The sequence below is a fragment of the Gottfriedia sp. NPDC057948 genome (assembly GCF_042887255.1).
Lineage (GTDB): Bacteria > Bacillota > Bacilli > Bacillales > Bacillaceae_G > Gottfriedia.
In genome coordinates this window covers 85,646-110,338 of record NZ_JBHVPN010000001.1, presented here as the reverse complement: position 1 = coordinate 110,338, position 24,693 = coordinate 85,646, and the positions used below count along the sequence as shown (strand labels likewise).

At 32.1% G+C, this 24,693-nt stretch carries 23 protein-coding genes; 8 read left to right on the top strand and 15 right to left on the bottom strand.

From position 1 onward, the window contains the following. Positions 1-31 precede the first annotated feature (31 nt). Entirely contained in the window at positions 32-1,879 is a 1,848-nt protein-coding gene (asnB, locus tag ACFVRR_RS00515; RefSeq protein WP_387323579.1) for an asparagine synthase (glutamine-hydrolyzing), read from the bottom strand. 437 nt (positions 1,880-2,316) lie between these two features. Here asnB and ACFVRR_RS00510 point away from each other — a divergent pair, with 437 nt between their 5' ends. Continuing rightward, positions 2,317-2,880 (top strand): DUF2777 family protein, encoded by a 564-nt coding sequence (locus ACFVRR_RS00510; RefSeq protein ID WP_387323576.1) that lies wholly within the window; start codon positions 2,317-2,319, stop codon positions 2,878-2,880. 44 nt (positions 2,881-2,924) lie between these two features. On the opposite strand, the gene ACFVRR_RS00505 is transcribed toward ACFVRR_RS00510, so the two are convergent. Next, positions 2,925-3,299 carry a DUF1516 family protein gene (locus tag ACFVRR_RS00505; RefSeq protein ID WP_097973702.1) on the bottom strand — a complete coding sequence of 125 codons (375 nt, stop codon included), beginning with the start codon at positions 3,297-3,299 and terminating at the stop codon, positions 2,925-2,927. Positions 3,300-3,763: 464 nt separating this feature from the next. On the opposite strand from ACFVRR_RS00505, the gene ACFVRR_RS00500 reads away from it, so the two are divergent. From ACFVRR_RS00500 to ACFVRR_RS00470, 7 genes are all read left to right on the top strand, one after another. Then, positions 3,764-3,919, top strand: coding sequence for an aspartyl-phosphate phosphatase Spo0E family protein (locus ACFVRR_RS00500; protein WP_088012099.1), 156 nt, complete (start codon positions 3,764-3,766; stop codon positions 3,917-3,919). Positions 3,920-4,126: 207 nt separating this feature from the next. After that, entirely contained in the window at positions 4,127-4,348 is a 222-nt protein-coding gene (locus ACFVRR_RS00495; RefSeq protein ID WP_069032959.1) for a spore germination protein, read from the top strand. Between the two features lie 13 nt (positions 4,349-4,361). Further along, the gene (locus ACFVRR_RS00490; protein ID WP_387323570.1) at positions 4,362-4,559 is read left to right on the top strand and encodes a spore germination protein GerPB; all 198 of its coding nucleotides are present in this window, start codon (positions 4,362-4,364) and stop codon (positions 4,557-4,559) included. Between the two features lie 37 nt (positions 4,560-4,596). Further along, a complete protein-coding gene (gene gerPC / locus ACFVRR_RS00485; RefSeq protein WP_387323567.1) occupies positions 4,597-5,208 on the top strand; it encodes a spore germination protein GerPC in 612 nt (203 codons plus the stop codon). Beyond that, on the top strand, positions 5,205-5,381 hold the full coding sequence (locus ACFVRR_RS00480; protein WP_387323564.1) for a spore gernimation protein GerPD: 177 nt from the start codon (positions 5,205-5,207) through the stop codon (positions 5,379-5,381). Before gerPC ends, ACFVRR_RS00480 begins: the two co-directional genes overlap by 4 nt. Then, on the top strand, positions 5,381-6,031 hold the full coding sequence (locus ACFVRR_RS00475; protein ID WP_387323562.1) for a spore germination protein GerPE: 651 nt from the start codon (positions 5,381-5,383) through the stop codon (positions 6,029-6,031). Before ACFVRR_RS00480 ends, ACFVRR_RS00475 begins: the two co-directional genes overlap by 1 nt. Positions 6,032-6,047: 16 nt before the next feature. Continuing rightward, positions 6,048-6,263, top strand: a complete 216-nt coding sequence (locus tag ACFVRR_RS00470; RefSeq protein ID WP_387323560.1) for a spore germination protein — start codon at positions 6,048-6,050, stop codon at positions 6,261-6,263. Between the two features lie 36 nt (positions 6,264-6,299). Here ACFVRR_RS00470 and addA read toward each other — a convergent pair whose 3' ends face one another. The 13 genes from addA to ACFVRR_RS00405 all read right to left on the bottom strand — a co-directional run bounded on the left by addA (position 6,300) and on the right by ACFVRR_RS00405 (position 24,416). Next, a complete protein-coding gene (gene addA, locus ACFVRR_RS00465) occupies positions 6,300-10,040 on the bottom strand; it encodes a helicase-exonuclease AddAB subunit AddA (protein ID WP_387323557.1) in 3,741 nt (1,246 codons plus the stop codon). Further along, positions 10,033-13,539, bottom strand: coding sequence for a helicase-exonuclease AddAB subunit AddB (gene addB, locus ACFVRR_RS00460; RefSeq protein WP_387323554.1), 3,507 nt, complete (start codon positions 13,537-13,539; stop codon positions 10,033-10,035). Before addB ends, addA begins: the two co-directional genes overlap by 8 nt. A gap of 93 nt (positions 13,540-13,632) precedes the next feature. Next, positions 13,633-14,184, bottom strand: a complete 552-nt coding sequence (gene lepB / locus ACFVRR_RS00455) for a signal peptidase I (protein WP_387323551.1) — start codon at positions 14,182-14,184, stop codon at positions 13,633-13,635. Between the two features lie 34 nt (positions 14,185-14,218). After that, a complete protein-coding gene (locus ACFVRR_RS00450; RefSeq protein ID WP_387323548.1) occupies positions 14,219-14,860 on the bottom strand; it encodes a TVP38/TMEM64 family protein in 642 nt (213 codons plus the stop codon). Between the two features lie 574 nt (positions 14,861-15,434). Continuing rightward, positions 15,435-15,707, bottom strand: coding sequence for a hypothetical protein (locus ACFVRR_RS00445; protein WP_387323545.1), 273 nt, complete (start codon positions 15,705-15,707; stop codon positions 15,435-15,437). A gap of 44 nt (positions 15,708-15,751) precedes the next feature. Further along, a complete protein-coding gene (locus tag ACFVRR_RS00440; RefSeq protein ID WP_335479757.1) occupies positions 15,752-16,003 on the bottom strand; it encodes a hypothetical protein in 252 nt (83 codons plus the stop codon). Between the two features lie 161 nt (positions 16,004-16,164). After that, on the bottom strand, positions 16,165-16,497 hold the full coding sequence (locus ACFVRR_RS00435; RefSeq protein WP_387323542.1) for a hypothetical protein: 333 nt from the start codon (positions 16,495-16,497) through the stop codon (positions 16,165-16,167). A gap of 702 nt (positions 16,498-17,199) precedes the next feature. Beyond that, on the bottom strand, positions 17,200-17,661 hold the full coding sequence (locus ACFVRR_RS00430; protein ID WP_387323539.1) for a GNAT family N-acetyltransferase: 462 nt from the start codon (positions 17,659-17,661) through the stop codon (positions 17,200-17,202). A gap of 345 nt (positions 17,662-18,006) precedes the next feature. Continuing rightward, positions 18,007-18,582 carry a competence protein ComK gene (locus tag ACFVRR_RS00425; protein ID WP_097973724.1) on the bottom strand — a complete coding sequence of 192 codons (576 nt, stop codon included), beginning with the start codon at positions 18,580-18,582 and terminating at the stop codon, positions 18,007-18,009. Between the two features lie 765 nt (positions 18,583-19,347). Further along, positions 19,348-20,637, bottom strand: a complete 1,290-nt coding sequence (gene aceA / locus ACFVRR_RS00420; RefSeq protein ID WP_098234710.1) for an isocitrate lyase — start codon at positions 20,635-20,637, stop codon at positions 19,348-19,350. A gap of 18 nt (positions 20,638-20,655) precedes the next feature. After that, positions 20,656-22,242, bottom strand: coding sequence for a malate synthase A (gene aceB, locus ACFVRR_RS00415; protein ID WP_387323535.1), 1,587 nt, complete (start codon positions 22,240-22,242; stop codon positions 20,656-20,658). A 257-nt stretch (positions 22,243-22,499) separates the two neighbouring features. Continuing rightward, positions 22,500-22,778: a hypothetical protein gene (locus tag ACFVRR_RS00410; RefSeq protein ID WP_387323532.1), complete on the bottom strand. Its 279-nt coding sequence runs from the start codon at positions 22,776-22,778 to the stop codon at positions 22,500-22,502. A 360-nt stretch (positions 22,779-23,138) separates the two neighbouring features. Further along, positions 23,139-24,416 (bottom strand): M48 family metallopeptidase, encoded by a 1,278-nt coding sequence (locus ACFVRR_RS00405; RefSeq protein ID WP_387323529.1) that lies wholly within the window; start codon positions 24,414-24,416, stop codon positions 23,139-23,141. Between the last annotated feature and the right edge of the window lie 277 nt (positions 24,417-24,693).

Genomic DNA, 24,693 nt, shown 5'->3' with positions numbered 1-24,693 from the left:
AAAAAGAGGTGAAAAAGATCACCCCTATACTTTAAGCTTTCACATTAATATTGAATTTTTTAAACCAAACATGAATTTGATATAAATGAGCTAGTAATTGAGGTCCAGACATTAATTGTCCGTACCATGGAACTTGAAATGCTCTTCCTTCACTTTCAACTAAACTATTTAATTGCTCTTTATCAAGAAACTCGTAAAGAGCTGAGCTTTTATCTTTTAATGCTTCTTTTAATTTTTGAACAACTAATTTTGTATATACTGGGTTATGCGTCTTTGGATACGGGCTTTTTTTGCGGTATAAGATATCATCTGGTAACAGACCTTCAAGAGACTTTCTTAAAATGCCTTTTTCACGGTCGCCATACATTTTAAGCTCCCAAGGGATATTCCATACATATTCAACAAGTCGGTGATCTGCAAAAGGAACACGCACTTCAAGGCTCGCTCCCATACTCATCCGATCTTTTCGATCTAATAATTGTGACATAAACCATTGACGATTTAAATAAAACAGTTGTCTTCTTTTAGCTTCTAATGGACTTTCTCCTTCAAGGATTGGCGTTTCTTTTACAGTCTCGTTGTATCGATCTTGAACGTACTGAGCTAAATTCAGCTTCTTACTCCAATCGTCTTTTAAAAGTTTTTGACGTAGTTCTGTTGATCTCATCCAAGGAAACGCTGGTCTGTTCAAATCATCTTCTCGGTGAAACCATGGATATCCACCAAAGATTTCATCAGCACATTCTCCTGATAAACCTACTACAAAGTTCTGTTTAATTTTTTGACAAAACCATAATAATGAAGAATCGACATCTGCCATTCCTGGAAGATCACGACACTCTGTTGCCTCATCTAAATATTGAACCAGTTCTTCGTTTGTAATGATACATCTTTGATGATTTGTATTAAATGTTGAAGACATTAACTCAATCCAAGGTTGATCTGAATTAGGTTGGAATACACTTGATGTAAAATATTTATCATTTTCCTCATAATCGATTGAATATGTGGTTAATTGCCCTTTTCCTTCTTTAGCATAATGATTAGCAGCGATTGCTGTAATCGTACTAGAATCAACTCCACCTGATAAAAAAGTACATAAAGGCACATCGGAAACCAATTGTCTTACGATTGCATCTTCAACATAAAAACGTACTTTTTCAATCGTTTCATCAACTGAGTCTGTGTGTATATCGCTTTTAACATCCCAATATTTCCATATTTTAAGTCCATTTCTTGAGAATGTCATAGCATGACCACCACGGAGTTCTTTAATTCCATCAAAAACACCATTTCCTGGCGTACGAGAAGGACCAAGTCCAAATACTTCTGAGAGCCCTTCTTCAGTTAATTCAGCCTTTACACCAGGATTTGCTAAAATTGCCTTTACTTCTGAAGCGAATAATAATCTTTTATAGTCCTCTTTATAAAATAGAGGTTTAACACCTAAACGGTCTCTTGCAATGAATAGACTTTCCTTTTCTTCATCCCAGATTGCAAAAGCAAATATTCCATTAAATTTGTCTACACAAGCTTCCTTCCACTCAATATAGCTTGTAAGTAGTACCTCTGTATCTGAATGCCCTTGAAACGTATAGCCTCTTTTTAAAAGTTCTTTTCTAATATCCTCAGTATTATATAACTCACCATTGTAGCAAAGCGTGTACGTGGAGTTACCTTTCGTCTTACGCATCGGTTGTTTTCCACCTACCGGATCAACTACAACTAATCTTTTGTGGCCAAAACTACAATGATTCGACGTCCAAATATTCGTATCATCCGGCCCTCGTTTAGACAATGTTTCAGCCATTTTTTTTGTGACTGAATTTACATTGGATAAATCCTTTTGAAAATCTGCCCACCCAGTTATACCGCACATGTTATTTTCTCCTTTCTGGGCTATTTCCCTATAAAATTAAAGTTAATTCTATATCGTATTATTGTTTTTAAAAATAGGTGCGTTAATCCTCAAAAAAAGTTTGTAACTTATCAATATTTGTCCATACGTTTTTTTAATTTTTGCATAGTTATAAAATAGTTAAGTTATGTCAATAAATGAAAAAAGTAGCAGCTTTATTAAAATAGAAATAAACGCAGCTATTATGATTTATAAATCCTAATACCGGTCGGAAAATAGAGTAAATTTTTTAATCCATTTAAACAATATTCGAGATTTAAAAAAAGGTTCGAACGAAAAAAAGATTCTATTAGATACTTAATTTTATGATTCAATAAAATGTCCGAATCACTACTTTTCACTTGAACCTATGTAATTAAACAATGAACAGCAGAACGCTTGTAACTGGAGGTTACTTAATGCAATTTAAGCACCGATCACAATTATTTCAAAAGCAACCTCGCGCTTTTACTATTGGAGCAATTGAAGAAATAAATGACGAATGGGTCTTTTTCGATGATGAAACTGATGAGGCATTTTTACTTGAGGATCTTATCGATGAAGATTTTGAAGTTTCTATAAATGAAGAGTGGGTTCCTGCTTCTTTAAAAAATGGTAATTTTATTATTCAGTATTCCAAAAAGAAAAAATTACAAAATGGTGATATCCTTCGTATTCGAAGAAAGCTTTTATATAGCTTCGATTCACTATTGAAAAATTTGACCGATGAATCATTTTATACTTTGGCGTACCTACTAAATACGCATAGTTTTTCCCTATACGATTGCTTGTACTGTCATAACTTCCTGTCATTTCAACCTGAAGGTTCACCTTCAGAAGGAGTTAATTTCATCGTATTTGATAATGGAGAACTTGTTTGTTCAGTATATCACCAATTTAGAATTTCATCTGAAGAACAAAACCATCGATTTGAACTTACGAAAGCTACAGGTAACCGCTACCTATTAACTCAACTTTCATAAATACAAAAAAAAACTGTCACAAGAAATATGTGACAGTTTTTTTATTAAGCAAAGAAGTGAAAACCTTGTGGTAATCTAAATCCTAAATATAATAAAGCTAAAATAAATACTGTAAAAATAGTTGCAGGAACAACCATTTTACGGTGTTTCTTAGATGACACTGTGAAATATTCAAACACACCTAACATAAGAATACCAAGTGTCATTTTTACGTTATAAAGCATCATCATATTAGACGGCATATTTTCTTTATTTGAAATATGAATAAATAAATACAGTCCAGTTCCTAAAATAACGAAGTATAAAAGACGTAAAATCATATGGGCAACTTTCACATTCCAACCATTTTTGTATCCGTGCCCAACAAATAAAGCTAAAATAATAGCGATTACCCACGATGTAATATGTAAGTGAATCATTTCATTTCCTCCCAAATATATATTCTAAATAATCATAACATAAGAGATCCAATAAGGAAAAATGTAGAGGAGATGGAAATGGAAAAGATTTATAAAAATTCACATATTGTTCAAAATATAACCTATGATTTTATACCCATTAACCGTTATGAAAAGCATGACTTAATATTCATTTTTAAAAATCATAAATTATATTAATCTAGGATTGTAATCTACTGTCGAAAATAAATTCAATATCATCTATAGCTCCTTACAATTCGACACCCCGTATAGTTTATCCTACAAAAACCTTTCAATTTCCACTTTCCGAAGATGGAATGCAGATGAATATTGTAGTATTTTGTAAGTTTTACACTTCTTTTAGCGAATGTCTTCTCATATGAAAATGATTTTGTATAATAGCATTACATACATCGTGAGACCTAGACATAATTCCCTATTCTTGAACAAAGTTGGTGACTAAATTGCTGCTTCATGTTATAGAGAAAAAACGGGCCCGAATGGTATATTATGCGGGACGATATGGCTTTACGAACAAGAAAACAGTTTTATGTAGCCAGGAATTGGACAGGCTAATGAATATGATCTCGACCTTTACCTCTTCTAAAAGGAGAGCCTAATAGCTAGCTTGCGATTAGTTTATTCTAATTGCAGCTAGTATTTTTTTTGTTATAGAATACGATATCTCTTCTCTTATAATTTTCCCTTCCCCCCTTTTCTTCCTATTATTAAAATTAATACTTCTTAACAATACGTAGTCTACAATCACGTTTTAGGTTAAATGGCCATATAATACATAATCATAAAAGAACAAAGGGTGTACAGTCATGCCTGCTTATGTTGGAGTAATTAATATCGTCAGTATCGGTAGTAGCGCTGTAGTTAACGTGGGTGATGCATATAATATCATACCTAAAAGTAGTGCTCAAACGTACGCCGGTGCTGGTTCGTTTAATACTGGTGATAATGTAACAGTTTACAATAATAAAAGTATTTCGACCGTATATGATCAAGACCAAGTTGATCAGCCAATGGTTGGCAACATGTAAAGGAGGGTGTCGTTTGAATATATATATACATCAAACAATTATTATTAATCAGCTAAAAACCGGTGGGATTGTAAACTCATCTGTTTTTCAAATTGGTACAACAGGACATATAAATGCAAAAACGATAACGAATAATACTGGAGATTATTCAGAAGCAGCACCACCACTTACTGAACCAGGTCAAATCGTTCAAACCTCGCAAGAAACATAATTGTATTCCTGTAGCAAATTGAAAGCGAGGGAATTCTATGAATCAACTAGAATTAAGACAGACTCAAATTGAGCAATTACTACTTGAACAGTCTCAAATAATTGAACAATTAAAAGCTAAAGTAGTTCAGCTTGAGGCTACTGTTCTTGAACTTTCTCAAAGACCTGAGACAAAAATTGATAAAATTGAATATAAATTTGACCAATTAAAAGTAGAAAATTTAAATGGTACCTTAACAATCGGACTGAATCCGCTTCAAGCTCCTAAATTTGATGATTTAACTGTAGAAAACCAGCAAATTGATATTAAACCTGACAATAATATGAAAGCTTTGAAATCATATATAGCAGATCGAATTCATTTCCATTTAAAGGAAGAAGCACTAGAAACGATTCTCCAATTAGAAACAGAGCTTAGGGTTGCAGTAGATGATTATTATCGTCAAATGATGATCGATGATATACGAAATCAAATGGATATTAGAATTCCATACTATATTGATTTATATAAAAACAAACCAAACTTCGCTGATAATCCACTCAGATACTCTGAAGAAGTCGTTTTACACATGTTAAGAGATATTCGAACAGCCTATAGCGCCTTTTTACAAAACTTACCACATAATATTGGAAAGGAGAATAAAGGATGAATTTAAATGTAACAAATTGCAATTTACAAGTAGAAGTAATAAAATTTACAGCCATTTCTTCATCTTCTTTATTTTTGGTTGGAGATGCTCATAATATTTCACTATCTTCTATATTTGACACACCACCAGAATCATTAATTATTGGACCATTTGTACCTTTATCTGTAAGTTAATGTTTAAAATTGATCCAAGATTTCGTTTAGCCGCAGTAGAAAGATACGATGTAAATACAGTACTATTTTCAAGCATTTTGCAGTTTGGGGATGCATTTTCAATAAACGCAGAGTCAAATGCTCTCGCGCTTCAAGAAGAAGGAAATATACTTGCTAATCCAAAAAGGGATGTTTTTGAAATTTATCCACTTTATAAAGTAATTCCAAAACATCTTCCATATGTACCAAATGTAAAATTAAATCGTGTAAATCTTAACCCGACAATCCAAGTTGGTTCAATTAGTTATAACGGTATCAGCTCAGCGAGTGCTTCTGTTATAGGATCAGTTCATAGTGCCACAATGTTAGCACGAGTCCATCAAATACGACATTTTATCTCAACACCTACAATACATTACCAAACTCCAGGCAGTCATGTTCAACCTACTTTTTCTCAACTAATGCAGCCAATGATGACACAGCATATGCAACCCTTTCAATCAGATGTACTTGTTCAACCTACTACACCAGTTTCGCCAGCTATAACGCCACACACTGTAGTACCAGTAGCACCTGTAGTTCCGGTACACACAGTAGTACCAACCGTACCTACAGTACCTGTAGTAACAAGACAGAAAAAAGAAACATCAGAACCAAACATAAACGATTAAGAAAGGAGGATATTTCATGCCAACATTTCTTGGTGCTATTGTTATCACGAGCAATGAAGGAAATATAAATACAGGAGATCTTAATAATATCTCACCGAAAACGCAAACAAAATCATATTTCGGCTCAGGCTCAGGTAATACTGGGTTTCTACCGGCAACAATAAACGGCGCAAGTGCAACTAATACTTTAGATGCTGATTTAGTAGATCAGAATGAAATTGCGACTCTATAATACACAAAAAAGCGATGCTATCAGCATCGCTTTATTCTATAATTCTACAATATGACCACCATCGAAAAAGTATAGATACTTAGCTTTAACAAGTTTATCCATACCCGCTTCAATTGCCTTTGAATAAAGATCGAGCTGAACACCATATCTTCTAATTGCTTCTTGCTTCAAGGCATCGCTTGTTGCAAATGCACCAGTTCGATCGGTTTTATAATCAATTAATATAACCTCGTCTCCATCAATTAAAAGTAAATCAATAATCCCTTGGATTAATACAACTTCCTCTGCATCTACCCAATCTTTATAAATTTCATTTGTTGAAACACCATAACTAAATGGTACTTCGCGCAGATTTTGATTGGAGTTTGCCACTAATTGACCAAGCTGCGATTGACAGAATTCAAAAATCTCCAAGCTATTTACAGCTTTCCCTTGCTCTTGGGTAATTAATTCTTTTAAAACCATACTATTTATCTGATTAATGATGTCTTCATGAGATGAAACAAATTGATAATCTAGATTTTGCATAACAGCATGGGTAGCAGTTCCTTTTTCAGCTGAATTCATTTTTTGTTCTGACATAAACTTCGGTCTTTCAAGTGGGAAATCTTTCGTTTTAGCCGCTGTAAAACGTTGACTATATGGATCTTCTTCTTGCATTTTCCTTTTTAATTCTGTAACAGATTGTTTTGGTCGATATAGCGTTGATTGTCTATGATGATATTGCCAGTTTAATTGATTCTCTAGTTTTTCATGAAGCTCATCATTGTTAATTTGAATCGGTTCCTTTGACTGAAAGGCTTGAAATACTTCGACTTTATTATTTTCTACTTCCTCAGTTTCCAATGATTGAATTGTAGAAGCATCTACAATTGAATAATTCCAGCGACATGGATAAAACTGAATTTCATTTTCTGTATGCCACAAATCATCTTCAAGTCTAATTGCATTACTAGAATCGTGCCGAATGATCGAAGGACCAATCCAATCAAGATAACTTTTAGCACCACTTATAACATTTAATGGCAGTAGCCATTCTTGATGGTTTTCAACTTCCTTCCAACTTTCAATCATTTTTTGTGCATCATTTACTTTACCTACTAAAATAAGTTTTTCTCTAGCACGAGTTAATGCAACATAAAGAATTCTTAACTCCTCGGAAATTAACTCTTCATGTTCCTTGCGCTTGATTGTTTCCTTCAAAAGAGTTGAATTAGTCGTACGATACGCAGGATGTACAAAATTCATACCTAGACCTAATTCCTTTTGTAAAATGAATTTCGCCCTTAAATCCTGCATATTAAATTGCTTAGATGTATTCACGACAAACACAACTGGAAACTCCAATCCCTTACTTTTATGGATTGTCATCATTTGAACGACATTTTCTTGATCACTTAAAATACGAACCTCATCTAGCTTTTCATCTCTTTCTTGCATCCGATCTAAAAATCTTAAAAACTGAAATAGACTTCTATAATTTGATTCTTCTAATGCTTTAGCACGATCAAATAACGTAATTAAATTTGCTTGCCTTTGTTTACCACCTGGTAAGCCTCCGACAAAGTCATAGTATGTAGATTCCTTTAATACCTTCCAAATAAAGATTGAAAGTGTCTCCCTTTTAACGAGTCGTTTCCATTCCTTTATTTGTGCAAAGAAATTTACTAATTTAATTGAAAGCTGTTTATGGCGGTTTTCATAATTATTTAGATAATCTTGACATGCATCGTAAAAGGATCCATTTTTATGATTTAGTCTAATCATCGTTAATTCCGGTTCCGAAAGTCCTACAATTGGAGAACGTAGGACAGATGCAAGTGGAATATCTTGAATCGTATTATCGATTAGCTTTAATAAATTTAAAAAGACGGCCACTTCAATCGTTTGAAATAAGTCCTTTGATTTCTCAGCATAAAGCGGTATACCTAACGCTTTGCATTCTTCGATATACAAATCTGCATTCGATAATGAACGGCCTAAAATAGCAATATCATTATATTTTACTGGTCTCATTTCTCCAGTCTTTTCCGTTACTAAATATTCACTTTCAACTAAATCCTTTATTCTTCTTGCTACATATCTTGCCTCAATTTGTTCAAGCTTTTCTTCCACAAGATCATCATCTTCTTGCTCACTGAACTCAGGATCATTTTCTTCTTCATCCGAATTCGTTAATAAGATTAATTCAGCAGCCGAGTCTGAGTAATCAGGATAGCTCGCACCTAGCTTTAACATCGCATCTTCATCATACTCAATTCCACCAATTTCTCTTCCCATGATTTGTTGAAAAATAAAATTGGTAGCATCTAATACTTCCGCTCTACTTCTAAAGTTTTTAGAAAGATCGATTCTTAAACCAGTTCTTTCATTTTTTTCTTTTTCATATAAATTGTATTTATTTATAAACAGCTGTGGTTCGGCTAATCGAAAGCGATAGATTGATTGCTTAACATCTCCAACCATAAAAAGATTACCAGAAGCTCCCGTACCTTTTGTGATTAATCTTAAAATCGATTCTTGTACATAGTTCGTATCTTGGTATTCATCTACCAACACTTCGTTAAACTTTTCTTGATAAACTCTTGCAACCGATGAAGGTACTAATAAATCTGTTTCGTCTTTTTCCTTTAAAATTTCAAGTGCATAGTGTTCTAAATCATTGAAATCTAAAATTCCATTTTCTAATTTTGCTTCTTTAAATAACACGATGAAACGATTAACAAGTTCAATTAACTTTTCAACTAGGGGTTCTAATTCACTTATTTGTCTTAATTGAACGTCAATACTTCGACTAAAATACTTATCTCTTATATCATCAATCTTCTTTTTAACGTCTTTTCGGAAATTCGCTACTAATTCCTTTTTCTGTTGATCTCCCTCTGTCTTTTTAATAGTGGGCAATCGATTAAATACTATTTTTTGTAGACCAACATGTATTTCTTCCCATGATTTTTCTGAAGCATGGAATAAACATTCTAAATTAGCATACTCCTCTTTAAACACTTCAGCATACTTAATTGGACCATCAGGACTTTCTATTATATCTAGAGCTTGTTTATAAGTGTTTATACAAGCAAACAGATCATCTTGAATAAATTTCTTAAGCTCTTGAATAAAAGGAATCTCATCAACTGGCTTACCGACTACTTTATATTGATGGATGAACGCATTTAAAAACTCACTTGGGTTTGGATTAGAAATTGCATGACGATATAGCTTTAATATTAATTTTGGTAAATCATTATCATCTCGATCACTAGTATATCGCTCAACTAAATCAAAGAAGACTAAATTAGATTCATCACTATATTCTGACTCCATCAACTCTTCTAACACTTCATCCATCAGTAATTGAATCTCAATTTCTTCTGCAGTACGAAAGTTTGGATCTAATTCTACCATATAGTAATTTGATCGAATGACTTCCGTACAAAAAGAGTGAATAGTTGAGATTGAAGCTTTATTTAACAAAGAAGCTTGTTTCCTTAAATGATCAGATTCAGGATTATTTACAAGTTGTTTCTCTAATGCAATCCCGATCCTTTCCTTCATTTCCTGGGCACTTGCTTTTGTAAAAGTAACAACAAGTAATTCATCAACATCTATTGGATTTACATCTCGAATGATTTTTTGAATAATTCGTTCAACAAGAACAGCCGTCTTTCCAGAACCAGCAGCTGCTGCTACAAGAATATCCGACCCTTCGAAATCAATCGCTTTTTGTTGGTCGACTGTCCATGTTGTTTTACTTGCGTTATTTTCTTCTTTACTCATCTTTATTCACCACCTCGATCATTTTTTGTAATGCTTCACTATCTTCTAAAGGAGGTAGAACACGATATTCATTTCCTTTTACATTCGCATCAAATTGACATACTGATTGGTACGAGCAATATGTACATGGTATTTTATCCTTTTGCTGATATGGATTTGCTTCTACAAAACCGTTGTATATTTGCTGACCAGCTTCAGTAAATTTTTGCTTTATATAATTTGTCATCATTGGATATTGTTCAGGCTTCACCGTTTTTGAATATTTCGCCATATACTCTCCGGTTTTCTTAAGCCTAATCGGTACAATTTTTGAAGTGCTTCCATCTTGAATTAAGGCTTCATCCATTAACGTATTACTTTCACGATCTTCTAAAAGTAATCCATTCATTTTAAACTTTTTAAAGATCTCATCCTGAATTTCATCGAGTTCGATATTATTTTTAACTTTAACAATCGGATTTTGAACATGGAAATAAAGTATACCAGCCGGGTCCGCGTGCTTTCCAAGTAATGTTGTTGAATTTGCTACAGCTATATCTAAATAGGTTAGTAACTGTAAAGCAAGTCCGTAGTAAACATCTGATAATTTTAATTCCTTCTTCGTTGATTTATAATCCAAAATTCGTAAGTAATCGCCTTTTCCACTTGTTGCTTTATCAATTCGGTCAATTCGGCCATTTAATACCATTCTTCTCTTCCCATCAATCGGAAGTTCATAAGAATTTAACTGTTTACCTATACCAAATGGTACTTCTAAAGCAACAGGAACAAATTTACCTGCATGCTCTTGTTGACTTAAAATTGAGGATACTTTAGCAATAACATCCTTCATTTTTCTCTTTAAAAACATATATCGATTCGTACTTAACAAAATCTCACGTTGAAACTTTGGAGAGATTTCATCTACTACTTGAGCTGCTAATTCATCACATTCTGAATTCGTTAAACTACTCCAGCTTTTCCCTGTCTGTAAAAGATTCTCTCCAATAATTGTTAAAGCACTGTGGAATAATTGACCCATATCAAATGATTCAAACTTATAAATTTCACGTTCTTGAAGCTTAAGACCATATCGTGCAAAATGGGCATATGCGCATTGATGGAAAAGCTCGATTCGTGAAACCGATCCACTCAATTCCTCCCCATATAATTCTGTACTTAAATCTACTCCAAGATCTTTCGCGACATTGTTATACATTACACTACCTATTACTTTATACAGTTTATCTTTTGAATCAGAATTTTCTCGTAAGACATTATAAAGCGTCCACCATAAATCCATATTCGTTTCTGTTTCTCTAGTCGACCAAACTTGAAGCTGAGAAACTAAATTCGTTAACGCTGTACCATAATTTGTAATAGATGTTAGCTGTTCTTCTACGGAACTAAATGTTAAGTCTCCACTTTCAAATCGTTGATGTATATTTGGAAAAATCGATTTTATCCTTTGAATGAGACTTGATGGGGCAAGACTTTTTCCATCATCACTTGCTAATGGGTAACTAATGATTAACTCATGGCTTGCTCGATTAATTCCAGTATAGATATTAAAATTTTCTACAAATAATTGGTGCTTACTTGTTGGTGCTACTTCTACACCAAATGATTGTAAAAACTCCCTGGCAGTGTCGCCTAATAATCCGTCTTCATTAGCCTTCCTTGGAATAACACCTTCATTTACACCAATGATATAAGCACATTTTACATTTTGTAATCTTGAATGATCAAAATCAGCTATGTTTACTTGATCTAATGATGCAGGAACATTCGCAAATTGAAGTGATTGAAAACCAGTTTGAAGAATTTCAAAAAATGTTTTACGAGACAGCTTTTCTTCTCCAATTAATTCAACGCATTCATCTAAAAGTTGAATAAACCCTTTCCAAACTTGCTCATGATCTTTACTTTCAATTAAATTGGATCGATTTTCAGCATCATCCTTTAAACGTTGAAGCTTCCTTGAAAAATCTAGCGATTCAACAAATTCATACAATGCTACACACATTTCTCTCGCATTTTTTGCTTGCTTTAGATTGCTTTGAAATGTAAGTATTGGCTTTACTAATAAATCTCTTACGGAATTGATTAATGCCTCGAATTCTAACTCTTCAGTTGTTATCCCTCTATCAATACCTTCAGTTGAGCGATACTTTCGATACTTCCATGGCTCTTCAATCGTCCACCTTTTTCCTTGCTTACCGTACGCTATGCAATAATTCTCAAATAACTCGAGCTGTTCACGATTCTTATCAAGATTACTTTCGAATGGATAAACTAATTCCGTTTTATACGCATTGAAAACTGATTCATATCTCCAATTTTTTTGAATGATATCGAAAGTAGCCTGTAAAAACGTAAATAATGGATGCGTTAGCATAGAACGCTTTTCTTCTATGAAAATGGGTATTTCGTACGCATGAAAAATAGTTGAAATCAAATGCGAATATGAATCTCCATTTCTTAAGAAAATGGCTATATCACGATATCGGTATCCTTGATCACGTACCTTATTAATAATATCTTTGGCAATCCCATTTACTTCAGCTCGTCGATTAGATGCCGACATAATCCTAATTCCATCTGATTCAAACGAAGGCTTAACTGGTCTGTTATCAAAATTCGTTTCGAAATACTTCAAATCATTCGATTGATTTCTAAAGTTATGATGACAAATAACAGGTTGCTCCATTGTTTGCTTTGTAGTTAAAGCAATCTCTTTAATTTGTTGATATAGAAGCGCTGGTTTATAAAATAAATTTAGTTCATGTGGTAAAAAATCATCATATGGCCGGTCGATTGTGAGAGAGAAATTTACCTCACTACAATATCTCATTAGCTCCTCAACTACATTTCGCTCTTGAGGTGCCAAGTCATAATATCCATCAATATAAATAATACTGTCTTTTATATAATCACTTTTAGGTAATTCTTGAATCAACAAATTTAAATAGTCTTCTGAATCAAGATACTTATCTTTCATATATGTATTAAAAGCATCAAACACTATTTGAATATCATTTATCTTTTGTTGAATAAAGATATGATCCTTTGATGAATCTTGCTCCATTTGTAAAATAACGGAAGATAATTCATCTGAAGAAACTTGAAAACCTTTAAACTCAGCAATAAGACCCGTTAGTTCCTTATAAAATCCTTGTCGATCAGCAACGTGATGAAAAACTTTCAATTCTTCTTTCTTTTCCTCAATAATCTTTCGAAGAATCATAGAAATTCCAATCTCACCAATATGAATCCGACTGATTCCACCTGTTTCTTGTAGAACCTTCCAAGCTAATCGAGTAAAACTAAAAACTTGAGAATTAATAATTGCTTTTTTTTCCTGCCTTTTAACTAATTCATATTCCATCTGAAAGGTCATTTGGTCAGGTACAATAAAAATGATATTTTTTGTTTCATTCTTTAATCGATCTGTAATTTCATTTAAAATGTGATGCGTTTTTCCACTTCCTGCACGTCCTAATATAAATTGAAACGACATAAATCCCCCTCCTTAATGTATTAGAATAATGATTATTGTTTAGTAAAAAAGTGTTTAAATGTGTACCTAATAAGAAAAGCCCCCATAAGGAGCTTATTTGTTAAAATTCGTATTCAAACTTGAAAGTGGCCAATAAAGTAGATCGACCTTCCCTACAATTTTATCAATTTTTACAAATCCAAACAAACGACTGTCATAACTTTTTGGTCGATTGTCCCCTTCAACAAAAACATAGCCTGGTGGAACTTTCGTTTTACCTGTAACTTCGTTTAAATTAAAATCAGGTGTAAAAGTTGTTCCCTTTAAAGAACTTTTGTAATCATTTAAATATGGTTCATTCCATTTTTTATCGTTAACATAAAGCTGATCATCTTTATATTCAAGTGAATCTCCAGGTAAACCAATGACACGTTTAACATAATCTTCTTTTTTATTTGCATGAAAAACAATTACGTCAAATCTGTTAATAGCACTAATTTCATATCCAAATTTATTTATAACTAGTAAGTTTCCATCCTTTAAAGTTGGCATCATAGATTCTCCATCAACTACATATGTAGAAAATAAGAACGTTCTTACAATAAAAGCAATTGCGATCCCAATAATGATCGCTTTTCCCCAGTCAAATACTTCTTTTCTTAGCATAAAGTTGCTCTCTCCCTCCCTGAGTCATAATGCTTTATTGCTCATCAGATGATCGAGACGCACTCTTTTTCTCTGTTGTTTTTTCTTTGATGTCCATACGTTTCTCAATCACTTTTCCAACTATCCATAATACGAATATAAAAATTCCTATGTACAATGCTTTAATCGGTTTCTGAAACACTGAAGTTAAATCTTTCCCTAAATAACTAATCATCGCGATCATTGTAAACTTTCCAAGTACCAATGCGATAAGAAATTGTGATATTTTAATACGTGACAAACCGGCTACTATATTTATTAAAAAAGATGGTGAAAACGGAAATGCAAACATAATAAAAATTGGACCAAATCCCTTTTTTTCAATCCACCCTATTGATGATTCTACTTTCTTATGTTTACTTACAAATGAAAAAAATCGTTTCTGACCAAATTTTCTAACAACATAGAATAGTAAAATGGAACCTAAGCAAGAACCAATCCATGAATATAAAAAACCTAAAAAAGGACCAAATGCTGCTGCATTAGCAAATACAAAAATGACCAAAGGTAAAATTGGACAAATTGCTTCGATAAAAGGGATTGAAATTCCAACTAGTGGACCATAATCTTTGTATTGTTGAATGAGATGTAAAAAATGTTCTTCTGTAAAAAAAGCCTTTAAGTCAAAAACGTTCATTTAAATATGAATCTCTCCTTAAGCCGTATTTCTAAATAGATTATCCTTACTGTTAACATTATCACATATAACTATTTATTCAATAATAATAAATGATTCTAACTAGTATTTTTTGTAATAATTTGACTGATTATATTATAAATATTTTTTTACTAATTTGTTCCTAATGATGCTTAATGTATTTCTAATAAACTATTTTTAAAATAAATAAAAAAACTACTTCACTGAATGGAAAAGTAGTTTTATCATGCGTTTAAATAGAATTTTTCAATTAAATAAGTAACGTCATGTTGATTTAATAGATGAAAACGAGCGCTATGTTAATTTATATTATTTTTCGTATTTGCTCTGTTAAATTCAAAGTTTATTTTTGAAATAAAAAAAGACTGTCAAATTAGACAACCTTTAGGAGCTTTTATCTAACTATGGCATGCATTAGTTGCATAAAGAAATTCAAAATTCTATTTGCATAAAGTTTTTACATGTTCATTAAATTCAGTATTACTCTTGTAGTATTCGCCCTTTAATTTTAGTAGTTTAAAGTCTCCAATTTCTTTATCTTTATGAAAAGCCTTTACTGAGCAACCGTCGTCAAATAGTAAAACGACAGCGCGGTCTTCTTGATTTTCGTCACGAATAAACTTAATCTTCCTGACATTATTAACCCACTATTAATATTCTCAAGGTCAGTTAATTCTTTAAAGTTTCCATTTTTTCCGTATACGATTTTAGTTATTTCTTTATCTGTATATATTGACTCAAAAGTCATTCCATCTTCTTTTTTTTGACAGGACATTAAAACTACTACAATTACTAATAAACAAATGGACAAGAATAATCTTCTCACAAAATGTTCCTCCTAATATACCTCTTAAACACTACTATATTAATTCAATTTTCTACTTTAAAATATTTTGAGACTTCGAAAAATACACTTAAACCAATAATGAAAAATAATAATCCAAACCAGAAGGTGAAGTTTGTAATATTCCATAAATATGAAGGTGTTAAATTTTTAATAGCGGTCATATCAATACCGTTACCATTACCGTTAAAAGATAAGGAAATAAGTATCTTTTCGAACCCACCTAATACCATCATAATAACTCCCATAAATACAAATATTATCCCAAAGTTTTTCATTTAGTTAATCCCCTATTTTATAATATGTTTAATGAAAGTTTCTATATTCTTATTAAACTATCCTGCCATTTTATTAAATAAAGAAATCAAAAATCTTTTATAATAGCCCTCAAAAAACACTCGTTCAAGGTTCATTTATATTAATTTTTAATGTTCACAAACTAGCCAATTAAAGTCCCTATTCCTCCAAACAGTAGTGTTGATGAGCCTTTTAAAAATGAACGTTCAAAAAATGCGATATTTATTACTCCATTATAAAGAAAAATGAATAAGAAGCAGATGACTATAAAATACCATTTTGAAGTAAAACCACGACTCAAACCATGAACTTCCATCTTCTTTTTAAACAAATGTTGTGTGTAATATAAGAAAACAAAAAACAGAACTAATAAAATCAACGAGATGGCAATCGAAAAATCCATTTTTATTAATACAAAAAAAATCATAAAAACAATTCCGATAATTACTGATTCAGTCCTTTCATACCGATTCATAAAAACTCCCTCTTATTCATTAAATGTTGATAAGTAAATTATCTATTTTGTGTTCTAAATCGTCAATTGGGTTATTTTTTTGGGTACTAAGGTAATCTTTTTTGAATAAATGGAAATCCACTTTTAAAGGACTAAATTACCATTATCTTGAATTAGCCTCTCTCTTAATGTTTGTTTTTTAAACACAAAAAAGAAGCCGATAATCAGCTTCTTAACTTTTCATTGAACTAAAGCTCTGCGTTAGTTTAATAAGAGTTATTTATGTAGTTGTGATATATAAAAGGATTGTGATGCAACTAAAATTATAATTACCGATAAGATAAAGAAGGTAATTGACCAACTTTTCTTTTTTAAAATATATTGCTCTATCCCCGATAAAAACATATATAACGCAAGTGTAATTCCTATTAGTCCAGAATAGAAAAAATTAGCGGCGGGAGAAGATCTTAAAGAAAAAATAAAAAATAACGTAACTGGAATTCCCAATATCATTTGAGTAATTACGATAGGCTTTATCCTGTTCTTGAAAAAACGATCGCTAAACGTCATAAAACGTAAGCCCTCCTTTCTGTAAAAAAATGCGTTTATTTCTATATAGTCGATCATGTTATTCAACTAATGCAATACTTAAAGAACTCTATAAATTATGTTGGTACTCTTAATTACTATTTAAATTGTTGACTATCTAAAATATTAAATGTACTACTTAGTTTTTAAAGAATATATATGCTCATCAACGAAACCTTTAACAACCTTTCCAGTATTCTGAAACCCTACTGATTCATATAGTTTTTTTGCCTTCTCATTTTCTGGATGGAAGCTTAGTAGTATCTCTTCACATTTAAAATGGTTTACTATTTCTTGTATTACTAAGTTTAATCCTTCTTTACCATACCCTTTACCTTGGTGGTTAAAATCTATCATAAATCTACAAATTTCATATCCTTGAAGTTCTTCTGAATAACCATACATAGTAAATCCTATTAGGGTTTCATTATAATAGATAGCTTTTGTGACCCAGTTTCCTTCTATACTAGACTGTGCTAGAGAAAAACAATTAGAAGCAATATTTTTTTCGAAAATTTTATTCGCTTGATCATTAGCACTTCTAAGCATAACGATGTTAAACCAGTTTTGAATAGTGACTTCTTTTAATACAATCAAGTTGAATACCTCCCTTACATATTTAAATTTTACCAAAATTCCAATAATTTTGGGTAAATTAATTATAGATTAAAAAGTTACATCATATAGGATATAAGTAAATAAGTGTCATAGATGACTTGAACTATTTCTCATTTATACTCAAATTAACTTATTCAACTAATCTGTCATATAGTAGAAAAAGAAATCAACAATCTACTTTAACAGATCCTTCATATTAAGAATTAAAAGGACTAAATTTCGGAATTTCAAAATAATCTTTTCTTCTACATACTTGCTCAAATAATCCCCATAAAAAAACTACTTTACTAAATGTTAAGTAGTCAAAATTTTAATCTTTCACTATTATTTTTCGTGTACTGACATTCCTTTTATATATGAGGTTATTTCGTTATCTGGGATTAATTTGTAAGATTTTTGTTGGGTATTTTCAGGATTAAGCCGGTCTTCATAAATAGCCCTTAAATGTGCAGTTCGGTATAATTGGTTTTCAAATGAGCCACGAGATATTTCTAATGGAAGTTCAACACCATTGAAAAATTCAACAACTGATCGATTGTATTTACCGCCTCTGAAATTAGAAACATGATTGTAGGAGATCCAAGAACATTCTACTTTTAAAGAAGATGAAGTGGGGAAAAAGAAAATTTGATTCATTGAGCTGATCGCTATTGGTGGTTTGTGAGTGATGGAAATCATTTGTTTCGTTCCTTCACGCCTACCCCGGTAACTACTTCCGAAGTAAGCACAGCTCCTTTCTATAATTTCAATCGGTTTCATTAAAACATAAAAATTATCATCTGTTTCGAATACCTTTGAAATTACAACTAAATCGACAGTAAATTCTGGAATGATTGCCATTGTTGACTTATTAATCTCGTACTCATTTAATACTTTAACTTGTCCTTTCACATGATTCATCTTTACAACTCCGTTGCCATTAATCTATAAATATCTATAAATTGATGATTGCTTCCCTTTTCTACGTGTCCGATTTTGCCGAGGCTACTCTCGTTTGGTCCAACACTCCGAGGGCGTAAATTCGGATACAACGAATCCTACATAGTTGAGTTATCTTTTAAGTGATTATTCTCAACTTTTTTAGTGCTTGACTTGGTTTTCGTCTGTTATTAGGCCTACTCACTATCATGGTTCTACCCAATGCCGAAGTCACTTTCGCAACATCCTAGATTCACAGTAGAATAATAATTATCTCATGAATTTTACGTTTCATAGCAAACTGGCAACGTTACCTCCTTTCTATTTATAAAGTTTTTGAGTCTTTTTACATTATTAATTTGTTGTAACTCCTACTTTCCTTCTGTTATTCGTATTAAGCCTTTAAAAAGCACGTTGATTTTCCCAAAGCCTATCACTCCTTTCATTTGCTTATTTTTTAAACTTTCTAGTTCTTTTACTCAGGAATATTTAATTAAATCCTTGTTAATATTTGCTCAAGTTAGTTTCTAAATAAAAAAATGAGCATTAAACATTTAAACAGTTCCTGGCTATTTAACATGAAGTATAGTAGCAACATTGATGTTAGAGAAATAATATCACAATTCTTTATTTGTAAAATCATTTTTTGAATACTTTAACAAAAGTGTCATTGTTTACTAAATTTTAGGATAAAAGCCAATAGAAAAACCACCTTTCTCACATTCGAAAAAAGTGGTTTTTTACTAATTAATTAGATGAAAATTGTTGTTCTTCAGTAGAGCCTTTAAGAGCCGTTGTTGAAGAAGTTCCTCCAGTAATAATTTGAGCTACTTGATCAAAATATCCTGTTCCAACTTCGCGTTGATGTCTTGTTGCAGTATAGCCATATTGTTCACTTGCAAATTCAGCTTGTTGAAGTTCTGAATATGCTCCCATTCCACGATCTTTGTAGTTTCTAGCTAATTCAAACATGCCAAAGTTTAATGCATGGAAACCAGCAAGGGTAACGAATTGGAATTTATAACCCATTGCTGCAATTTGTTGTTGGAAAGTCTCGATTGTTTCGTCATCTAGTTTCTTTTTCCAGTTAAAAGAAGGTGAGCAGTTATAAGCTAGTAATTTACCTGGGAATTTGGCATGAATAGCATCTGCAAAACGTTTTGCATCCTCTAGATTTGGCTCTGACGTTTCACACCAAACTAAGTCTGCATATGGTGCATAAGCAAGACCACGAGCAATTGCTTGATCTAACCCCGCTTTCGTACGATAAAAACCTTCAGGTGTTCTTTCACCTGTAATAAATTGTTTATCGACAGGATCAATATCACTTGTAATTAAATCTGCTGCATCTGCATCAGTTCGTGCAACAATAAGGGTAGGTACTCCCATTACATCCGCTGCTAAACGAGCAGAGATTAAGTTACGCACCGCCGTTTGTGTTGGTAATAATACCTTCCCACCTAAATGGCCACATTTTTTCTCCGAAGACAATTGATCTTCAAAATGCACACCTGCCGCTCCTGCTTCAATCATACTTTTCATTAGTTCAAATACATTTAATTGTCCACCGAAGCCAGCCTCTGCATCTGCCATAATCGGTGCGAAGTAGTCGATTTCTTCTCCACCTTCAACATATTGAATTTGATCTGCACGTTGGAAAGCCTGATTAATTCGTTTTACAACTGCTGGTACAGAGTTTGCCGGATATAAGCTCTGATCTGGGTACATTTGACCAGAAAGATTCGCATCAGCAGCTACTTGCCAACCACTTAAATAAATAGCCTTCAAACCTGCTTTTACTTGTTGAATTGCTTGATTTCCAGTTAATGCTCCTAGTGCATTAACATAGCTTTCTTCATTTAAAAGCTTCCATAATTTTTCCGCGCCTTTTTTTGCCAATGTTTGTTCAATATCGATTGATCCTCTTAATTTAATTACATCTTCAGCTGTGTATGTTCTTGTAATGCCATTCCATCTAGAATCCAGCTCCCAGCTTTCTTGTAATTCAGCAATACGCTTTTCACGATTTTTCGTCATATTCAATTCCTCCTAATTTTATAAAAAGTTATATCCTTTTAAAGTAAGAAAGTCAGCAAATTCATCGTTGCTAATTAACTCATCAAATAATCCAATTGCTTCATTAAATCGTTTTGCTTCAAATTGTTCTTTCCCAATTTCTAGTTGAAGCTTCATCATTTCTTCATTTTTTAAAGAATCCACTAATTGTAAAGTAATGTTTGTACCATCCTCTAAAACACCTTTTTCATGACGCACCCATTGCCAAATTTGCGCACGTGAAATTTCAGCAGTCGCAGCATCCTCCATTAAGTTGTAAAGCGGCACCGCACCTCGACCACTTATCCATGCTTCAATATATTGAATCGCAACTGTTATATTTGTTCTGAGACCTTGTTCCGTAATAACACCACTAGGAATCTCTAAAAGATCCGCCTCAGTTACATTAACATCCTCACGTTTTCTATGAATCTGGTTTGGTGTAGGCATAAATCGATTAAACTGTTCAAGAGCTACAGCTACTAAACCAGGATGAGCTACCCAAGTTCCATCGTGTCCATCCTTCGCTTCACGCTCTTTATCTTTTCTTACCTTTTCAAACGCAACTTCATTTCGCTCTTTATCATCTTTAATTGGAATTTGAGCTGCCATTCCTCCAATTGCTGGAGCATTTCTACGATGACAAGTTTGAATAACTTTTTGAGAATATGAACGCATAAAAGGTACTTCCATTGTCACAACAGATCGATCAGGTAAAATAATTGATTTGTCGTATCGCATCATTTTTATAAAACTAAAAATATAATCCCATCTGCCGCAATTAAATCCAGCTGAATGATCCTTTAATTCATAAAGTATCTCATCCATTTCAAATGAAGCAGCAATTGTTTCGATTAATACAGTTGCTTTAATCGTTCCAACAGGTATATTCAATTCATTTTGAGCAAATAAAAAAACATCATTCCATAATCTTGCTTCCAAATAGCTTTCCATTTTTGGTAAATAAAAATAAGGTCCAGAGCCATTTTTTATTGCTTGTTTCGCATTATGAAAGAAATAAAGTCCAAAATCTACTAAGCTACCAGACATATTTTCACCATTTACAGTGATATGTTTTTCTTCTAAATGCCAGCCTCTTGGTCGAACTAATAGTACAGCTGGCTTCGCTTTTAACTTATATGTTTTTCCATTTGAATGAAGTGAAATTGTTCGATTCACAGCATCTCTTAAATTAACCTGACCAGAAATGATATTTTCCCAAGTTGGAGAAGTAGCATCTTCAAAATCAGCCATGAACACAAATGCATCAGAATTCAATGCATTGATAATCATTTTTCGATCAACTGGTCCTGTTATCTCTACTCTTCGATCTTGTAAATCCTCTGGAATAGGTGCAATTGACCATTCACTTTCACGAATATGTTTTGTTTCCTCTAAAAATTGGAGCTTTCCCCCATTTTGCAAAAAACACATTCTTTCTTTTCTGTTTAATAACAGCTGTTGTCTACGTTGATCAAATTTCAGATGTAATTGCTCTAAAAAACTTAATGCTTCGATCGTAAGAATGTCAGTTGAACCCTCTACATGATTACCTAGAACTTTGATTTTTGAAAGCTCAGTTGTCATATGATTCCTCCATTCAGTTATATAACAGATATTGATTACTTATGTTATTATATAACAGTATATTCGGATTTGATATTAAATTCTGAAAATATTTCCAAAAGAATTTTCGACAGCTTAACTTATTAAAGATTGGAATTTTATTTGAATTAAATCAAAAACACCCTTTAAGAATGTTTTTAGACGAGTGTCTATCTTTTGAAAAAGGAGGAAAAGTTAAATACGAAATCAGCACTTTCTTTATACACATACCTTTAGAATTACTTAAAATTATAATTTTTTTGCTTAATGATCTTATCATTTTTATAAAGTTCAACTTTGAATTGACCATTGTAAAGTCTGGTCCGATCTAACGTGAAGCTAATTCCAGATGTCTCTTGTTCTTCTGTCCATATTTTTTGGAACAACACTGCATTTTTATCATTTTTTATTACTAATTCTCTTATATTCTTGTTACCTTCCCCTAATTGAGTATTTTGGTAGTCTACTGATACCCAAATTATTTTATTTAGGTCGAGCGGTCCATCATATTTTTCCATTTTCTGCGATTCTGCGTTAATTACGTAGCCTAAGTGAAAATCTTCAATTTGCGTTCCATTGTCTTTGATAAAGTTTAGTAAAAGTATAATAAAGGGAACACACGAAACAATTAGTATACATATAAAGAGTATTCTTCTTTTAATAAGATCACCTCAGTAAAAGTTGTTATAGTAAAGGTATTTTTACTAAATTTAACTATCGAACATATTTAAACTCAATGGAATAAATGTGAAACTTTCAATAGATTTTATAACTTTTGATAATATGACACATTTTAAGGGCTTTTAATAAAAAAAAGCTTGTAGTTATTGGTACAATACCAATCAATCTACAAGCTAAACTTTCAGCAAGAATTTACTCTATTTATTATCGTTACTTCTTTCAGCTGCCTCTAAATACCTCATTCTTTCCAACATTGTTGGATGATCAAATCTAAATAATTTCACTAAAAATGGTGGATTTACTTGAGACAAACTGTTTTTGGATAACTTTTGAAACGCTATAATCCCTGATTCCGGATCATGTGTTAGCTTAACAGCATATAAATCTGCTCTTTTCTCGGCACTTCTTGAAAATGCATTTGATATTGGATCAGAAATAAAGCCTACAATTCCACTTATGATTAAAAATAAGGTTAGGATGACGGCCATTTTATCAGTTGAATGACTACTCCTACTCTTTGATAATACGTACTTCATTAATAAATGAATGATATACAGACCGACTAAACTACCTGCTAACATTCCAAACATTGATTTATAGATGTCTTTGTGGACGTAATGTGACATTTCATGAGCCATGATGAACATAATTTCATCTTCAGTAAGCCCTTTAAGAGTTGTATCCCATAATACAATCCTAGCGTTTTTACCTATACCAGTAACATATGCATTATATGTAGTTGTCTTAGTGGACATATTTACTTCATATACTCGATGTGCAGGAATATTTGCTTCTTTAGCAAGGGTAATAATTTTCTTTTCTAAATTTTTATCTTTTAATGGGTAGAAATCATTATATAGGGGATCAATTACTACAGGCTGAATAAATGTTAAGAAAATCGTAAAAGGAATACTTAATAGCCATGCAGTGAGCCACCATTTCTTTGGTTGTTTTTTGATTAACAAATACACAACATACATTACAAAAAACATCATTGCAAAATTTATCCAAAAACCAATCATTTCATCCTTCATCCAAGCATTAAATGTTTGAACAGACAATCCGTATTTCGTCGATAATTTAAATCGATAGAAATCAATTGGAAATGAAACGATATATGTAGCGACCGATACAAAGAAGAAATATAAAAAGACTTGTATAAACTTAAATCTAGTCAACTTAGATAATGAGTTACCTAATTTATCAATTGATCCACTTAATAATAAAAGTGATAATACAATCCAATCAATCGGCAAGGAAATAAAGTAAAGAACATTTTTTAAAGTGCTATAACTAGTACTTAAATTAGCTTCCTTATGATTCATGAATGTATGTGGATCTACAAATGTTCCTTTATATTTTGAAGGTAGGTCAGAAGTCGTAAAAACATAAAAGTATAACAGGACTAAAATGATATAAACGAGATAGCCTAGACAGATGAATTTCGTTAATTTAGATTTAGTTGTTTTTTTCATAAAATCTCCCCCCATTCTATATTATCAACTTTGTCCAATTTTTTAGAACTTCAACCCATTATATTTTTTAAATACTGTAGATGAAGTAGAAATGAAATTACTACTAAATATAGATATAAAAAATAAAACCACGACTAGTATATCGTAGTTTAGAATAAACATTTCTCACTTAGGATTTAAATGTTTTTCTCTTATTTTCGCATACACATGGAGCTTGATGTTTCTAGCTTAATTACCCTTTAATATTTTTAGTAAACGTTTCCGTATTTATCTAATC

What these genes read in the sequence shown, in the direction of transcription:
- ACFVRR_RS00435 (WP_387323542.1), bottom strand. Translation starts at nt 16,497, where the DNA reads ATGAATCGGTATGAAAGGACTGAATCAGTAATTATCGGAATTGTTTTT.
- ACFVRR_RS00410 (WP_387323532.1), bottom strand. Translation starts at nt 22,778, where the DNA reads ATGGAAAAATATGATGGACCGCTCGACCTAAATAAAATAATTTGGGTA.
- ACFVRR_RS00505 (WP_097973702.1), bottom strand. Translation starts at nt 3,299, where the DNA reads ATGATTCACTTACATATTACATCGTGGGTAATCGCTATTATTTTAGCT.
- ACFVRR_RS00405 (WP_387323529.1), bottom strand. Translation starts at nt 24,416, where the DNA reads ATGAAAAAAACAACTAAATCTAAATTAACGAAATTCATCTGTCTAGGC.
- aceB (WP_387323535.1), bottom strand. Translation starts at nt 22,242, where the DNA reads ATGACAACTGAGCTTTCAAAAATCAAAGTTCTAGGTAATCATGTAGAG.
- gerPC (WP_387323567.1), top strand. Translation starts at nt 4,597, where the DNA reads ATGAATCAACTAGAATTAAGACAGACTCAAATTGAGCAATTACTACTT.
- asnB (WP_387323579.1), bottom strand. Translation starts at nt 1,879, where the DNA reads ATGTGCGGTATAACTGGGTGGGCAGATTTTCAAAAGGATTTATCCAAT.
- addB (WP_387323554.1), bottom strand. Translation starts at nt 13,539, where the DNA reads ATGTCGTTTCAATTTATATTAGGACGTGCAGGAAGTGGAAAAACGCAT.
- lepB (WP_387323551.1), bottom strand. Translation starts at nt 14,184, where the DNA reads ATGCTAAGAAAAGAAGTATTTGACTGGGGAAAAGCGATCATTATTGGG.
- ACFVRR_RS00480 (WP_387323564.1), top strand. Translation starts at nt 5,205, where the DNA reads ATGAATTTAAATGTAACAAATTGCAATTTACAAGTAGAAGTAATAAAA.
- ACFVRR_RS00450 (WP_387323548.1), bottom strand. Translation starts at nt 14,860, where the DNA reads ATGAACGTTTTTGACTTAAAGGCTTTTTTTACAGAAGAACATTTTTTA.
- ACFVRR_RS00425 (WP_097973724.1), bottom strand. Translation starts at nt 18,582, where the DNA reads ATGAATCATGTGAAAGGACAAGTTAAAGTATTAAATGAGTACGAGATT.
- ACFVRR_RS00440 (WP_335479757.1), bottom strand. Translation starts at nt 16,003, where the DNA reads ATGAAAAACTTTGGGATAATATTTGTATTTATGGGAGTTATTATGATG.
- ACFVRR_RS00510 (WP_387323576.1), top strand. Translation starts at nt 2,317, where the DNA reads ATGCAATTTAAGCACCGATCACAATTATTTCAAAAGCAACCTCGCGCT.
- ACFVRR_RS00495 (WP_069032959.1), top strand. Translation starts at nt 4,127, where the DNA reads ATGCCTGCTTATGTTGGAGTAATTAATATCGTCAGTATCGGTAGTAGC.
- ACFVRR_RS00470 (WP_387323560.1), top strand. Translation starts at nt 6,048, where the DNA reads ATGCCAACATTTCTTGGTGCTATTGTTATCACGAGCAATGAAGGAAAT.
- addA (WP_387323557.1), bottom strand. Translation starts at nt 10,040, where the DNA reads ATGAGTAAAGAAGAAAATAACGCAAGTAAAACAACATGGACAGTCGAC.
- aceA (WP_098234710.1), bottom strand. Translation starts at nt 20,637, where the DNA reads ATGACGAAAAATCGTGAAAAGCGTATTGCTGAATTACAAGAAAGCTGG.
- ACFVRR_RS00475 (WP_387323562.1), top strand. Translation starts at nt 5,381, where the DNA reads ATGTTTAAAATTGATCCAAGATTTCGTTTAGCCGCAGTAGAAAGATAC.